The sequence below is a fragment of the Halomonas sp. A020 genome, from assembly GCF_027943625.1.
Lineage (GTDB): Bacteria > Pseudomonadota > Gammaproteobacteria > Pseudomonadales > Halomonadaceae > Vreelandella > Vreelandella piezotolerans.
The window spans coordinates 1,646,355-1,660,134 of sequence record NZ_AP022850.1 but is presented as its reverse complement, the minus strand read 5'-3'; the positions used below and the strand labels follow the sequence as shown (position 1 = coordinate 1,660,134).

At 60.6% G+C, this 13,780-nt stretch carries 12 protein-coding genes; 11 read left to right on the top strand and 1 reads right to left on the bottom strand.

Going from position 1 to position 13,780, the window contains the following annotated elements; all coding sequences use genetic code 11:
* Positions 1–157 precede the first annotated feature (157 nt).
* From dksA to FRH_RS07700, 11 genes are all read left to right on the top strand, one after another.
* The gene (gene dksA / locus FRH_RS07750) at positions 158–595 is read left to right on the top strand and encodes an RNA polymerase-binding protein DksA (RefSeq protein WP_139527987.1); all 438 of its coding nucleotides are present in this window, start codon (positions 158–160) and stop codon (positions 593–595) included.
* A gap of 112 nt (positions 596–707) precedes the next feature.
* Positions 708–1,607: a tRNA glutamyl-Q(34) synthetase GluQRS gene (gluQRS, locus tag FRH_RS07745; protein WP_219862546.1), complete on the top strand. Its 900-nt coding sequence runs from the start codon at positions 708–710 to the stop codon at positions 1,605–1,607.
* A 1-nt stretch (position 1,608) separates the two neighbouring features.
* Positions 1,609–1,785, top strand: a complete 177-nt coding sequence (locus tag FRH_RS07740) for a hypothetical protein (RefSeq protein WP_167520868.1) — start codon at positions 1,609–1,611, stop codon at positions 1,783–1,785.
* A complete protein-coding gene (locus tag FRH_RS07735) occupies positions 1,775–4,720 on the top strand; it encodes an ATP-binding protein (protein ID WP_219862544.1) in 2,946 nt (981 codons plus the stop codon). The genes FRH_RS07740 and FRH_RS07735 overlap by 11 nt, the downstream gene beginning before the upstream one ends.
* The gene (locus FRH_RS07730) at positions 4,698–6,068 is read left to right on the top strand and encodes a sigma-54 dependent transcriptional regulator (protein WP_219862542.1); all 1,371 of its coding nucleotides are present in this window, start codon (positions 4,698–4,700) and stop codon (positions 6,066–6,068) included. Before FRH_RS07735 ends, FRH_RS07730 begins: the two co-directional genes overlap by 23 nt.
* An 865-nt stretch (positions 6,069–6,933) precedes the next feature.
* Positions 6,934–8,322, top strand: coding sequence for a polynucleotide adenylyltransferase PcnB (gene pcnB, locus FRH_RS07725; protein ID WP_239286466.1), 1,389 nt, complete (start codon positions 6,934–6,936; stop codon positions 8,320–8,322).
* Positions 8,315–8,842 (top strand): 2-amino-4-hydroxy-6-hydroxymethyldihydropteridine diphosphokinase, encoded by a 528-nt coding sequence (folK, locus tag FRH_RS07720; RefSeq protein WP_239286467.1) that lies wholly within the window; start codon positions 8,315–8,317, stop codon positions 8,840–8,842. The genes pcnB and folK overlap by 8 nt, the downstream gene beginning before the upstream one ends.
* Before the next feature lie 156 nt (positions 8,843–8,998).
* On the top strand, positions 8,999–9,790 hold the full coding sequence (gene panB / locus FRH_RS07715; RefSeq protein ID WP_139527981.1) for a 3-methyl-2-oxobutanoate hydroxymethyltransferase: 792 nt from the start codon (positions 8,999–9,001) through the stop codon (positions 9,788–9,790).
* Between the two features lie 35 nt (positions 9,791–9,825).
* Complete coding sequence (panC, locus tag FRH_RS07710; protein ID WP_139527980.1) at positions 9,826–10,686, top strand: pantoate--beta-alanine ligase; 861 nt, start codon at positions 9,826–9,828, stop codon at positions 10,684–10,686.
* A gap of 33 nt (positions 10,687–10,719) precedes the next feature.
* Positions 10,720–11,100: an aspartate 1-decarboxylase gene (gene panD, locus FRH_RS07705; protein WP_027337660.1), complete on the top strand. Its 381-nt coding sequence runs from the start codon at positions 10,720–10,722 to the stop codon at positions 11,098–11,100.
* A gap of 201 nt (positions 11,101–11,301) precedes the next feature.
* Positions 11,302–12,480: an acetyl-CoA C-acetyltransferase gene (locus tag FRH_RS07700; RefSeq protein ID WP_139527979.1), complete on the top strand. Its 1,179-nt coding sequence runs from the start codon at positions 11,302–11,304 to the stop codon at positions 12,478–12,480.
* Between the two features lie 61 nt (positions 12,481–12,541).
* Here FRH_RS07700 and FRH_RS07695 read toward each other — a convergent pair whose 3' ends face one another.
* Positions 12,542–13,711: an MFS transporter gene (locus FRH_RS07695; RefSeq protein WP_139527978.1), complete on the bottom strand. Its 1,170-nt coding sequence runs from the start codon at positions 13,709–13,711 to the stop codon at positions 12,542–12,544.
* Positions 13,712–13,780: the final 69 nt, after the last annotated feature.

Below are 13,780 nucleotides of genomic sequence, written 5' to 3'. Positions count from 1 at the left end.
CCATGACGCAGGTCGTACAAGATGTGGGACCATGGTCGAAAGCGCACTATTATGCTTGCATCGCGCGCAATTTTCAGCTAAACAAGCATCCCTTTGGCGTGAGATCGTGGCACACGCTCATGGTCGATCAGCAGTCACATACGTAAGGGGCACTCCCATGCCAGTAGCGGAAAAGAAACCGGAAGCGTCCAAGTCCTTCACACCGTATGAGCCGGCACCGGGTGAAGAGTATATGAACGAGAAGCAGCTCGCGCACTTCCGCCAGCTGCTTCTGGACTGGAAACAGGACCTCATGGAAGAGGTGGATCGTACCGTACGCCACCTGCAGGAAGATGCTAACAACTATGCCGACCCCGCTGACCGCGCCACGCAGGAAGAGGGCTTTAGCCTGGAACTGCGTACCCGGGACCGCGAGCGCAAGCTGCTGAAGAAAATCAACGAAACCATCGAAAAGATCGATGATGACGACTACGGTTTTTGCGAAGCCTGCGGCGTGGAAATCGGTATTCGCCGCCTGGAAGCACGGCCCACGGCCACACTGTGCGTCGACTGCAAAACCTTGGCCGAGCTAAAAGAGAAACAGCTGGGCGGTTGAGCACCCTGCCATCCTGCTAAGATGGTCGACAGCGGGCACCCTTGAGGTGCCCGTTTTTGTTTGTCATCTTGTTCTCTACTTACTGCTTTACCGTTTTCACGCACGGATTGCCATGACCGCCACCGCTCACTACCGAGGACGCTTCGCCCCTACCCCCTCCGGGCCCCTGCATCTTGGCTCGCTGGTGGCCGCGCTCGGCAGCTATTTGGATGCCCGCGCTGCGGGGGGCCAGTGGCTGGTACGTATCGAAGACATCGACCCGCCGCGCTGCCCCGAGGGCGCGGACAGCACCATTTTGCGCCAGCTGGAGGCTTTTGGCCTGACATGGGATGAGGACGTCATGTGGCAACGCCAGCGTCATGACGCCTATCAACACGCGCTTGAGCAGCTCATCGATCGGGGGCTGGCGTACCCCTGCAGCTGCTCACGCAAGCAGTGGCAGGCCTTCGACATCTACCCCGGCTGGTGCCGAGACGGCGTGTGCGATGCCAGCCAGCCAGTCGCCTGGCGGTTGCGAAGCGACCTCGCCCAACGCCCCGTCGGTTGGAACGACCGACTGTTCGGCGAGCAGCACTTCGACCCCGCCGACCTGGGCGATGTCGTGTTGAAGCGCAAAGATCAATTATGGGCCTATCAGCTCGCGGTGGTCGTGGACGACGCCCATCAGGGCATCACCGACATCGTACGGGGAGTCGACTTGCTGGATAACACGCCTTGGCAGCAGCAGTTACAAGCAGCGCTACAGGTGCCTACGCCGCGCTATCTGCATCTGCCGCTGGTGGTCACGGCGGGCGGCCAAAAGCTCTCCAAGCAAAACCTCGCCCCTGCCTTGGCCGAGGAGAGCCGCGGGATTCGTCGCCAGCTGTTTCAAGCGCTGCAGCTGCTCGATCAGGCGCCACCGCCAGCGCTCGTCGAGGAGCCCCCCGAGGTCCAGTTACGATGGGCCATCAATCACTGGTCAGTGGCACATTTGGCACCGCAGCCCCACCGCTCTGCCCCACCGGAGCCGTAAGATGTACGTCTACCGCATCATGCTATTTCTCGTCTTTGGCGGGTATCTGCTTTCCCCGCTGTTCATGGATGGCTGGGCTGACCCGAGCGTTGCCTGGTACCGCCCGTTTGCCATCTGGGGAGTGTTGATAGCTCTGACGCTCTGGCTCGAGCAGAAAAGGAAACTGGATGAACGCTGAGTTAATAAGCGTCGTATTACTGGGGCTTGGCTATCTCGGGCTGCTGTTTGGCTGCGGTTTGGCCGTCGAGCGGGGCTGGGTACCGGTGCGCATTACTCGCCACCCGATGGTGTACACCTTGGCGCTTGGCGTATACGCCAGTGCCTGGGCCATCTACGGCAGCATCGAATTAGCCGCGAATGCTGGATTCGGCTACCTCGCTTACTACCTGGGGCCAGCGGGGGCCTTTTTGCTCGCCCCCGTGCTGCTGGTACCGATTCAGCGCATCACCCGCACCTACCAACTCTCCTCGCTGGCAGATCTGTTCGCCTTTCGCTACCGCTCCCGCTGGGCAGGCACGCTGGTGACGCTATTGAGTCTGCTTGCCGTACTGCCGCTGCTGGGCATACAGGTGCAAACCTTGAGCGATGCCGTGCAGCTGCTCACCGGCAGCCGCTATAGCGCCGCCGTCGCGCTGCTGTTTTGTGGGGTCATTGCAGGCTGCGCCGTGCTGTTTGGCGCGCGCCATCACCATCGGCACCGCCACGACACGCTGCTCAGCGTGATCGCCTTCGAATCGGTGGTCAAACTGCTGGCCATGCTCGGGCTCGGTGCCATTGCACTCTGGTGGGTGTTTGATGGACCACAGGATTTACAGCGCTGGCTGGAAGGCCCCGGTGCGGCGCTCCAAGCGGCTACGCCTCAGCTCGAAGCCCCCCAGTGGCGCACGTTTCTGCTGCTGTTTTTCGCGGCGGCCTTCATGATGCCGCACCTCTTCCAAATCACCTTTGCCGAAAGCCTCTCTCGCCACACCTTACTGCAGGCGAGCTGGACCTTGCCGCTCTTTTTGCTACTGATGGCGCTACCGGTGCCGCTCATTTTATGGGCCGCGCAGTCGGCCAACGAGAGCGTGCCGCTTGCCGCCTATGCGGCGTACCTAATGACCGAGCATTGGTGGGTCGGCGCGCTGGCGTTCATAGGGGGCCTGGCGGCCGCCAGCGGCACGATGATGATGATTGCGCTCGCGCTCTCTGGCATGGTGTTGAATCACATCGTACTGGTCGCCCGTCCGCCAGAGGCGCGTAGTGACCTCTACGGCTGGCTGCTGTGGCTACGCCGGGCACTGGTCGGGGCCGTCATTGTCGGTGGCTGGCTGTTTGCCGAAAGCGTCGGGCGCTATCACTCGCTCACGAACCTAGGGTTGGCCGCATTCGTGGGCATGGCCCAGTGTTTGCCGGGCCTGCTGGCGCTGCTCTATTGGCCAGGAGCCAATCGCAAAGGCATGATTGCCGGTCTCATCGGAGGCATCGGCGTCTGGCTATGGGGGCTGTGGCTGCCACTGCTGTTCGATATCGCCCTCCCCGCGCTGCCATTCAGCCTTCTGATGCCCGCCGATGCCCCCGTATGGTACAACGCCACCCTCATCTCGCTAGCGGTGAATATCGTGCTGCTGATCGTGGTGTCGCTATTTACGCGCATTTCGGAGGGCGAGCGCTCGGCGGCGGAAGCCTGCTCGGTGGATGCGGTCATCCGCTCCAAACGCCTGCCGCTGGAAGCCGCCACGGCAGGGGATTTTTCCGCCCACTTGGCCCAAGCGCTGGGCGACGAAGCCGCCAGCCGAGAAGTGGACCGCGCGTTGAAAGCGCTCAACCTGACCCCGCAAGAGCGACGCCCCTATGCCCTGCGCCGTTTACGCGACCGCATTCAGGCCAACCTGTCGGGCCTGATGGGCCCCTCGGTGGCGCGGGACATCGTCGACCGCTATCTGCCCTACCGTCACGATGACGCCCCTGTGACCGACGACATCCATTTCGTCGAAAGCCGCTTGGAAGCCTACCGTTCGCGACTGACCGGGCTTGCCCGCGAACTGGATGGCCTTCGCCGCCACCACCGCCAGACCCTGGCCTACCTGCCGGTGGGGCTGTGCGTGCTGGGCGACGACGACGAGCTTCTGATGTGGAACCAAGCGCTCTCGCAGCTCTCGGGTATCAGCGGCGATAGCGTCATCGGCTCTCGGCGAGACAGCCTGCCGCCGCCCTGGCCCACGCTGCTGGGCAGCGTGCTGACTGCCAGCCAAACGCCGCTGTACAAACAGGCGGTCACGCTGCACGGTAAAGACTACTTTTTGACGCTGCACAAAGCGGTGCTTAGCGGCCACGACAGTCGCGGCGGCAGCGTCATTCTGGTGGAGGATCACACCGAGATGAAGTGGCTGGAGGAGGAGCTGGTGCACGCCGCGCGACTCGCCTCCATTGGCCAGCTTGCCGCCGGGGTCGCCCACGAGATTGGCAACCCGATCACCGGCATTTCATCGCTGGCGCAAAATCTGCGCTACGACACCGACGACCCGGCGCTTTTGGAAACCGCCGACCAGATCCAGCAGCTCACTCAGCGGGTGACTAAAATCGTCAATTCCCTCGTCGGTTTTGCCCATGGCGGACGACCGGAGCGACCGCTTCCCGCCGCCCGGGTGTCGCTCACCGCGGTCAGCGACGACGCCCTGCACTTGATCCATTTAGCCCGCTCAGGGGAGGATGTCACCTTTACCAACCGCTGCCCAAATGACATTGTGGTGCGCGGCGATGCTCAGCGCCTTACGCAAGTCATGGTAAATTTACTGAGCAATGCCAAAGATGCTTGCTCTCCCGAGGGAACGGTGCACATAGAGGCAGGCACCCAGGCCAGCCACGCCTGGTGGCGAGTCGTCGATGATGGCCATGGAATTGATCCCAGCGTCAAACACCGCCTGTTCGAACCGTTCACCACCACTAAACCCGCGGGTGAAGGTACTGGACTTGGGCTATCGTTGGCGTATCAAATCATCAATGAGCACCACGGCAAAATAGAGGTGGCGTCGCCCCCTCCCGGAAAGCCTCGCGGCACGGCCATCACGCTTTGGCTACCGCTTTACCAACAGGATGATCACTTGCCCCATGCCCAGGATACTGATTGTTGAAGATGAAGCGATTATTCGCAGCGCGCTAAAGCGCCTACTGGAGCGCCATGACTATCACGTCAGCGAAGCGGCCAGCGCCGAAGAGGCCCGCGCTCAGCCGCTCAGCGACTTTGATCTCATCATCAGCGACCTGCGCCTGCCTGGAGAGCCGGGTACAACGCTCATCGAACTCGCCGCCCCCGCTCCCGTTTTGATCATGACGAGCTACGCCAGCATGCGTTCGGCGGTCGATGCCCTCAAGCAGGGCGCGGTCGACTATGTCGCCAAGCCCTTCGACCACACTGAGCTTCTGGAAACCGTCGAGCGAATTTTGCACAAGCAGTCGATGCAGCAGGGTACGCCGCCAGATGTCACCGATGAGGGCGGAGGCCGCCAAACCATGATCGGTGACTGCACTGCCATGCAAGAGGTGTATACGCGTATTCGTAAAACCGCCCCTGCAGACGTCACCGTGCTGATTCAAGGCGAGTCTGGCACCGGCAAAGAGCTAGTCGCGCGCGCCATTCACCAACAGAGCAAGCGTGCCAAAGCGCCGCTGATTTGCGTCAACTGCGCGGCGATCCCCGAAACGCTGATCGAATCCGAGTTGTTTGGTCACGAAAAAGGCGCCTTTACCGGTGCCAGCGCTGCACGCACCGGCTTGGTCGAAGCTGCCGACGGCGGTACGCTCTTTCTCGATGAAATTGGCGAGCTGCCCCTGGATGCCCAAGCGAGGCTGCTACGCGTACTGCAAGAGGGCGAGATCCGCAAAATTGGCTCCGTGGAAACCCGCCATGTGGACGTTCGCTTGATTGCCGCCACTCACCGTGATCTGCGCGCGCTTTCCAAAAGCGGCGAGTTCCGGCTTGATTTGTACTATCGATTGAACGTGATGCAGATTGCCCTGCCACCGCTGCGCGAGCGCGAAGACGACGTACTCAAAATCGCCGATATCCTGCTAGAGAAGGCTTGCAAGCGCCACGAACGCCCAGGGCTACGGCTCTCCAGAGCGGCCCGCCAAGACCTACGCGACTATCCCTGGCCCGGTAACGTGCGCGAGCTGGAAAATGCGCTGGAGCGCGGCGTAATTCTTGCCGAAGGCCACCTGATTCACCCTGATGATTTGGGACTTGGTCCAGTTACCCACCGCTCCCAGCCACCTGCCACCAGCTCCTCGCCTAGCGAGGCAGTTGCCCCCGTCGATGAGGAGGACCTGTCGTTGGAAGACTATTTTCAGCACTTCGTGTTGGAACATCAGGATCAAATGAGCGAAACCGAACTGGCGCAAAAACTCGGCATTAGCCGCAAGAACTTATGGGAACGACGCCAAAGACTGGGGATCCCTCGGAAAAAGACCGCACGCCGTTAGACGTTTGGCGTAATACCAACGTCCAATAGATTGATTTGATTAAGAAATATCCGGAATTCGTTACCCGAGCACTGTTACCTTCCCACACAACGCTGCGCAAAATTGCCGCCAAAACGGGTAACACTTTCCCTTCCCAATAGTTCCCTGACCCACTCGAAAATCGCCAAACTACTGAAATTCATAAAGTATTAAATGAGTGGCACGGCGAGTGCAATATTACTAGGCAAGAAGAACAAACTGGGCAGCGCGGTTAGTCACTAATAAAAACAACATGACACCGCCCCGACCTGAGCCAAAACAAAAACAACAAGGCCAGGTAGAGATAACGGCACGAACAAGAACAACAGGCTTGAGTCTCATGACTTGCACGCGCAGCACAGGGTTACCTAGCGGAGCCAAGCAAACGCGCAGCAAACAATAACAATACACAGCAAGTGCCCAAATAAGGACGCGACGTACACAAGGTCTGCACCCGAACAACAACAATAGCAGCATAGGTGTACACCCCCGGAGCCAATAACAACTCGCCGGGAGAGAAAAGTTCGCGGTTGGATTATTGTTTTGAATACGAGGCGGTCGGAATCAGAGTGGTTCTTTACGCCTGCCGACTGCGGTGCGTATTCAGGGCGATGTGCCATCATGAATAAAAACAGCAGCATGGATGCTGATTGTCTGCTTTATAGGGGAGGCTCACGTAGCCTCCCCTTTCCGCTTTTACGGGTGACATTGACGTCAGGTTCGACGGCTCATTGCAAACCGCTCTTTGCAAGCCCCAGGGGGTCGGATACACTCAACCCTTTACCGTCCTCCATACGGTCACGTTTTTCGAAACCGTTTTCGATACACTGCGAGTCGACATCGCCGCATGTTTAAAGGATTTACCCGTTTATTACACAGTCCGGGAGAGCACTTGAAATCCCTGCTCGATTCCCCTGAGAGCGCCTCAGATGCGCCCAGCCCTCGTATCATTCCGCGCTCCGAGCACCCCGTTTCTCGCAAGCAAATCAGTGAAGCCGCGCTCAAGGTGCTTTATCGTCTCAACGGCGCCGGGTTCGATGCCTATCTCGTGGGTGGCTGCATTCGCGACGCGCTGCTGGGCAAAATGCCGAAAGACTTCGATGTGGCCACCAACGCTACACCCGAGCAGGTGCGCGATCTATTTCGCAACTCACGCCTGATTGGCCGCCGCTTTCGCATCGTGCATGTACGCTTTGGCCGCGAAGTCATCGAGGTAACGACATTCCGCGGCAAACCTCAGGACGAGCACGGCGACCATATCGCTCACCAATCGGACGATGGCTTGCTGCTGCGGGACAACGTATGGGGCAATATCGAAGAGGACGCACTGCGCCGCGACTTCACCGTCAATGCGCTCTACTACAATATTGCCGACTTCACGATCCACGACTTTGCCAACGGAGCGCGAGATATCGAATCGCGCACGCTGCGCCTGATCGGCGACCCCGCCACCCGCTACCGTGAAGATCCGGTACGGATGCTGCGCGCGGTGCGCTTTGCGGCCAAGCTCGACTTCACTATCGAGCCCGCCACCGAAGCGCCCATGTACGATCTTGCGCCTCTGCTGCTGCAAATTCCGCCGGCTCGCCTGTTCGATGAGGTGCTCAAACTCTTCATGTCGGGCCACGGGCTGATCACTTTCCGCCTGTTGAGCCACTACAACCTGTTTGGCATGCTCTTCCCGGAAGCCGAAGAGGCCATGGCCGACGCCGCTTGGGCAGAGGAGCTCATTGAGCAGGCACTCGCCAATACCGACAAGCGTATCGCCGAAGACCGCCCCGTCACGCCCGCGTTTTTGCTGGCAGCGTTTCTATGGGCGCCGGTCGTTCACCGCCAGGCCGAGCTCGAGCGTGAGGGCATGCCTGCCGTGCCCGCCCTGCAAACCGCGGCTCAGCAGGTCGTATCGCGCCAGCTCCAGCACACCTCCATTCCCAAGCGTTTTGGGATTCCCATGCGCGAAATTTGGGAGCTTCAGGCACGGCTGCCAATGCGACGGGGCAAGCGCGCGTTCCAAACCCGAGAGCATCCGCGCTTTCGCGCTGCCTTCGATCTACTGATGCTACGCGAGCAGGCGGGCGAAATTCCCCGCGGCTTGGGTGACTGGTGGGAGTCGTTCCAGAAAGGCGACGATCACGAGCAGCGCCGACTCCTGCAGAAGGTCGGCAGCGATCCGGCCAGCCAAGGCGACCGCCGTCGTAAAAAACGCCGCAAATCGCGGAGGGCCAACAGTGAATAGCGCCGTGCGTTGCTATATCGGCCTCGGCAGCAATTTAGAGACCCCCATCGAGCAGGTGGAGCGGGCGCTCCAGGAATTGGACACCTTGCCACTATCGCGACGAGTGGCCAAGTCATCGCTCTACGCCACGGCGCCCATCGGCCCACAAGATCAGCCGGACTTCATCAATGCCGTCGCCTGCCTAGAGACCCACCTGTCGCCGCTGGCGCTCCTCGACCAGCTACAGGCGCTGGAGCAGCGCCATCGGCGTCGGCGGCTACGCCACTGGGGGCCACGCACGCTAGACCTAGATGTGCTGCTTTACGGAAAACATACCCTGCAGCACCCCCGCTTGACCGTACCTCATGAGCAGATGCACGCCCGCGCTTTCGTACTCGTACCGCTGGCAGAGGTCTCCACGGCGCTTCAGCAGCCCATCACGCTGCACCAGCAACCGCTCGAAACGTGGCTATCGCGCCTCAATACGAGCGATATTCGGCACTTAAGTGCTACCGATGTCACCGCCACTGCTACCATCTGACACAAATCTCGACACCACGCCCCCAATCAGGTAACAATTGCCGGTTACGCCACATCGCGCAGGCAGGGACGCTGCGATAATAATGGCCGAGCAGAGCGCAGGCGCCTCGAGCGCACTCGCCGCATCGGCCCCATCACGTTTGAATGAGAGCACGCCATGAAAACCGTCACCCTGAGCACCCTGCAGGCGTATAAACGCGCCGGTGAAACGTTCAGCTGCCTGACTGCTTACGATGCCTCCTTTGCCCATGCTGCTAGCGCGGCGGGTATCGATGTCCTGCTGGTAGGCGACTCCCTTGGGATGGTGTTACAGGGGCACAGCAGCACCTTGCCCGTGACCATCGATGACATTTGTTACCACACCCGCTGTGCTGCACGCGGCAAAGGCCACAGCCTGCTGATGGTCGACCTACCGTTCATGAGCAATGCCACCACGGAGCGCCTCTTGGAAGATGGCGCAGCGCTGATGCGAGCAGGTGCGGAATTGGTCAAGGTAGAGGGCGAAGCATGGATGGCCGATGGCATTCGCGAACTGACTCGCCGCGGCGTGCCGGTGTGTGCCCACCTGGGTCTGACGCCGCAAACCGTCTATCAACTGGGCGGCTATAAGGTACAAGGCCGCGAAGCGGCGCAAGCCGAGCAAATCATTCACGATGCCAAAGTGCTAGTGGACGCCGGCGCCTCGGTGATTTTGCTGGAGTGCGTGCCCGCTAGTTTGGGCAAAGCGGTGACCGAAGCGCTAGACGTACCGGTCATTGGGATCGGCGCAGGCCCAGACACCGACGGACAGATTCTCGTCATGCACGACGTGCTGGGGGTCACGCACGGCCGTACGCCGCGCTTCGTGAAAAACTTCATGGCGGAGGCCAGCTCCATCCAGGGCGCCTTCGAGCAGTACCATGACGCCGTCAAGCGCCGCGCCTTCCCCGCCCCAGAGCACTGTTTTTAAGTAACCGTTTTTCAGTGAGCGACAGCGACTTCTCTATGCGCACTTTGCGAGATATATCCGAGCTTCGCGCCACGCTGCGTGACGCTCGCCAAAAGGGCCAGCGTATTGCGCTGGTGCCGACCATGGGCAATCTTCACGCGGGCCATCTAGCGCTGGTCGCCACCGCCCGCCAGCACGCCGACGTGGTCGTCGCTAGCCTGTTCGTCAACCCGATGCAGTTCGGCCCCGGCGAAGATCTGGACGCTTATCCACGGACGTTCGACGCCGACCAGCACCACCTCACCGAAGCAGGGTGTGACCTGCTGTTTGCGCCTACGGTGAGCGCCCTTTATCCCAACGGCTTGGAGGCCCAGACCCGCGTTCACGTGCCCGTGGTCGGCGAAGGGCTCTGCGGCGGCTCACGCCCCGGCCACTTTGACGGCGTCTCCACCGTGGTCAGCATGTTGTTCAACCTAGTGCAGCCGGACATTGCCTGCTTTGGTGAAAAGGATTATCAGCAGCTTGCGGTAATTCGTAAGCTGGTGGCTGATCTGCACATGCCCATCGAGATCATCGGCGTGCCGATCGTACGCGCCGATGATGGATTGGCGCTCTCGTCGCGCAACGGCTATCTCAGCGCCCAGGAGCGCGCCACGGCGCCAACGCTCTACAAAACGCTGTGCGAACTGCGCAACGCACTGGCGCAAGGTGAATCCATCGAAAAGGTACTACAACGGGGCAAAGCGGCGCTGTATGATGCCGGCTTTACGCCAGATTACCTCGAACTACGGGATGCCGCCCTCGGCCCTGTCACCGATACCACGCGCCACGCCGTGCTACTGGCCGCTGCCAAGCTTGGCCCTGCGCGTCTCATCGACAATCTCAGCGTGCAGCTACCCAGCGCTGCTCGTCGCTAGCCTGCAAGGCTTGCTCGTTACTCAGGAGTTCCCATGCACACCATCATGCTCAAAGCCAAGCTGCACATGGCCCGCGTTACCCACGCCGTTCTCAATTACGAAGGCTCGTGCGCCATCGACGGCGACCTGCTGGACATGGCCGGTATCCGCGAAAACGAACAGATCCAGATTTACAATGTCGAGAACGGCGAGCGCTTCACTACCTACGCCATTCGTGGCGAAGAGGGCTCGCGCTTGATTTCGATCAACGGCGCCGCGGCCCACCTGGCCGCGCCGGGACATCGCATCATCATCTGCAGCTACGCCCATTACTCAGAGGCCGAGCTCGACAACCACCAGCCCGCGCTGGTGTATCTACAGGAAGGTAACCACGTCAGCCATACCAGTAACGCCATTCCGGTACAGCTGGCGTAAGCCAACTGACGCGCTAAGAACGGGCCGTTGATCGGCCCGTTTTTTTATTGGCGCTAAAAGCGTATTGCCGCAATGCACAACCTTCCCCTATGCTGATAGCCAAGCCTGACACGACACAAAGTCACACCACTAACAACTATGGATAGGCGGCACGCCTATCTGCCATAGGCACAATGCGACACTCACTCAAGGAGTCATTGTATGCAAGACGTGGTCATTGTGGCGGCTCGCCGCACCGCTGTAGGTAGTTTCGGGGGATCACTCGCAGGGATTCCCGCCAGCGATTTGGGTGCGCTGGTCATCAAAGACATTATCGCTTCCACCGGCGTCGCGCCCGAGCAGATCGACGAAGTGCTGCTGGGTCAGGTGCTGACCGCAGGCGTTGGCCAAAACCCGGCGCGCCAAGCAGCCATCAAGGCAGGCCTGCCAGACACCGTACCGGCCATGACGATCAACAAAGTATGTGGCTCTGGCCTCAAAGCGCTGCACTTGGCGACTCAAGCCATCCGCTGCGGCGATGCCGAGATCGTGCTGGCCGGTGGTCAGGAGAACATGTCCGCCTCTCCCCATATTCTGCCGAACTCGCGCAACGGCCAGCGCATGGGCGACTGGAAGGCTATCGACTCCATGGTGCATGATGGCTTGTGGGATGCGTTCAATAACTACCACATGGGCATTACGGCCGAGAACCTGGCAGAGAAATATGGCATCACGCGAGAAGCCATGGACGAATTTGCCGCCGCTTCCCAGCAAAAAGCTGCCGCCGCCATCAAAGAGGGCAAATTCAAAAGCCAGATTGTCCCGGTCGAGGTGCCGCAGCGTAAAGGCGACCCGGTGGTCTTCGATACCGACGAAAACCCTCGTGAAGTCACGGCAGACAAGCTGGCCGGGATGCGTCCTGCCTTCAAGAAAGAGGGCACCGTGACGGCGGGTAACGCCTCGTCGCTGAACGACGGCGCGGCCGTGGTTATGCTCTGCTCGGCGGAAAAAGCCAAAGAGCTTGGCCTGGAGCCCCTAGCCCGCATTGCCGCCTACTCCAACGCAGGCGTCGACCCGGCCATCATGGGGATCGGACCGGCCCCCGCCACCCGTCGCTGCCTGGAAAAAGCGGGCTGGAGCCTGGATGACCTGGACCTCGTCGAAGCCAACGAAGCCTTCGCTGCTCAAGCGCTGTCGGTCAATAAAGAGCTGGGCTGGGACACGTCGAAGGTGAACGTCAACGGCGGCGCCATCGCGCTAGGTCACCCCATTGGTGCGTCGGGCTGCCGCGTGCTGGTGACACTGCTCCACGAAATGATCGCCCGCGATGCCAAAAAAGGCTTGGCGACGCTATGTATTGGCGGTGGCCAAGGGGTTGCACTGGCCATCGAGCGTCCATAACGCCCGCTGTGCCCCGCTAAAGCGTGCCCCCGCCGTGGCGGGGGCTTTTACCCATCGTGTATTAGCGGCGCTTTTCACCAACGATGCGCGACGGCGTGCGCCATACCAACAGTACGCCCATGAGGAACAGCCCCGAGGCGACCCACATCGCCACCGGCAGGCTGGTGCCATCGACCACTTGCCCCCCGACCATGGCCCCCAGGCCAATCGACATGTTGAAGACGAACGCCATTAACGCCGTGGCGGCTTCCGTATTGGGCGCCGTGCGTAGAATCCATGTCTGAATACTCACTGATACGCTGCCAAATACAGCACCCCACAGCATTAACAGCAGCACGCCACTGGTCGGCTCTACGCCTACCACCGGGAAGATCGCCACGACCACCAGCAGTACGCTAGGAATCGCGAGCACCGCACGGTACGGGTGACGGCCAGCAAACATCCCTGCAACGATATTGCCCAAAATCCCCGACGCACCGTACAGCAGCAGCAGGCTTCCGACATGGCGCTGCGCGACCCCGCTGATCTCTTGCAAAATGGGACTAATGAAGGTGTAGGCCGCAAAGTGACCCACCACAACAAACCCCGTGGTCAACACGGCTACCCGCACGCCACGGTTCTTTAGCTGTTGCGCCAGCACCCGAAGCCGCACCGGCTCTCGGGGCGGCAGTGGCGGTAGCCAGCGCCAAAGCGCCAACGCCGTGAGCAAACTCAAGCCCCCCAAGGCACCAAAGGCCACGCGCCAGTTACTGATATCACCCAGCAGCGTGCCCAACGGTACGCCAAGCACCGAGGCCGCCGCCACGCCGCCAAAAATGATGGTCATGGCCCGCGATACCTGATCGCTAGGCACCAGACGTGGCGCAATACTGCCCGCAATGGCCCAAAAACCGCCGATACTGATACCCACCAACACTCGCGCCGCCAACAGTAGGGCAAAGTTGCTGGCCATGGCGGAGAGCACGCTGCCCAGCACCATCACTGCCATCATCAGCGTCAGCATGATACGGCGATCGAGACGCCCTACCGCCACCGGCAGCAGCGGCGCTGAAAACGCCGCCACGACGCCGGGCACCGTCACCATCAACCCTGCCATACCTGGGGTCACGCCCATCGATTCTGCCACCTGAGAGAGCAAACCGATAGGTAGTTGCTCTGCGGTCACCAACAAAAAAATGCCGATCATCACGGCCACCACCGCCCACCAACGCGGCGATTCCTGCTGCTCCATGATATGTCCTCACATTCCTGACCTATCAAAACGACACCGCCCCCACAGCCAAGGGCTGCGGGGGCGGTA

Bases quoted from the DNA above. Each gene is read 5' to 3' on its own strand.
- panB (WP_139527981.1), top strand. From the start codon at position 8,999: ATGAAAACCGTCACCCTGAGCACCCTGCAGGCGTATAAACGCGCCGGT.
- FRH_RS07740 (WP_167520868.1), top strand. From the start codon at position 1,609: ATGTACGTCTACCGCATCATGCTATTTCTCGTCTTTGGCGGGTATCTG.
- panD (WP_027337660.1), top strand. From the start codon at position 10,720: ATGCACACCATCATGCTCAAAGCCAAGCTGCACATGGCCCGCGTTACC.
- FRH_RS07730 (WP_219862542.1), top strand. From the start codon at position 4,698: ATGCCCAGGATACTGATTGTTGAAGATGAAGCGATTATTCGCAGCGCG.
- pcnB (WP_239286466.1), top strand. From the start codon at position 6,934: ATGTTTAAAGGATTTACCCGTTTATTACACAGTCCGGGAGAGCACTTG.
- FRH_RS07735 (WP_219862544.1), top strand. From the start codon at position 1,775: ATGAACGCTGAGTTAATAAGCGTCGTATTACTGGGGCTTGGCTATCTC.
- FRH_RS07695 (WP_139527978.1), bottom strand. From the start codon at position 13,711: ATGGAGCAGCAGGAATCGCCGCGTTGGTGGGCGGTGGTGGCCGTGATG.
- FRH_RS07700 (WP_139527979.1), top strand. From the start codon at position 11,302: ATGCAAGACGTGGTCATTGTGGCGGCTCGCCGCACCGCTGTAGGTAGT.
- dksA (WP_139527987.1), top strand. From the start codon at position 158: ATGCCAGTAGCGGAAAAGAAACCGGAAGCGTCCAAGTCCTTCACACCG.
- panC (WP_139527980.1), top strand. From the start codon at position 9,826: ATGCGCACTTTGCGAGATATATCCGAGCTTCGCGCCACGCTGCGTGAC.
- gluQRS (WP_219862546.1), top strand. From the start codon at position 708: ATGACCGCCACCGCTCACTACCGAGGACGCTTCGCCCCTACCCCCTCC.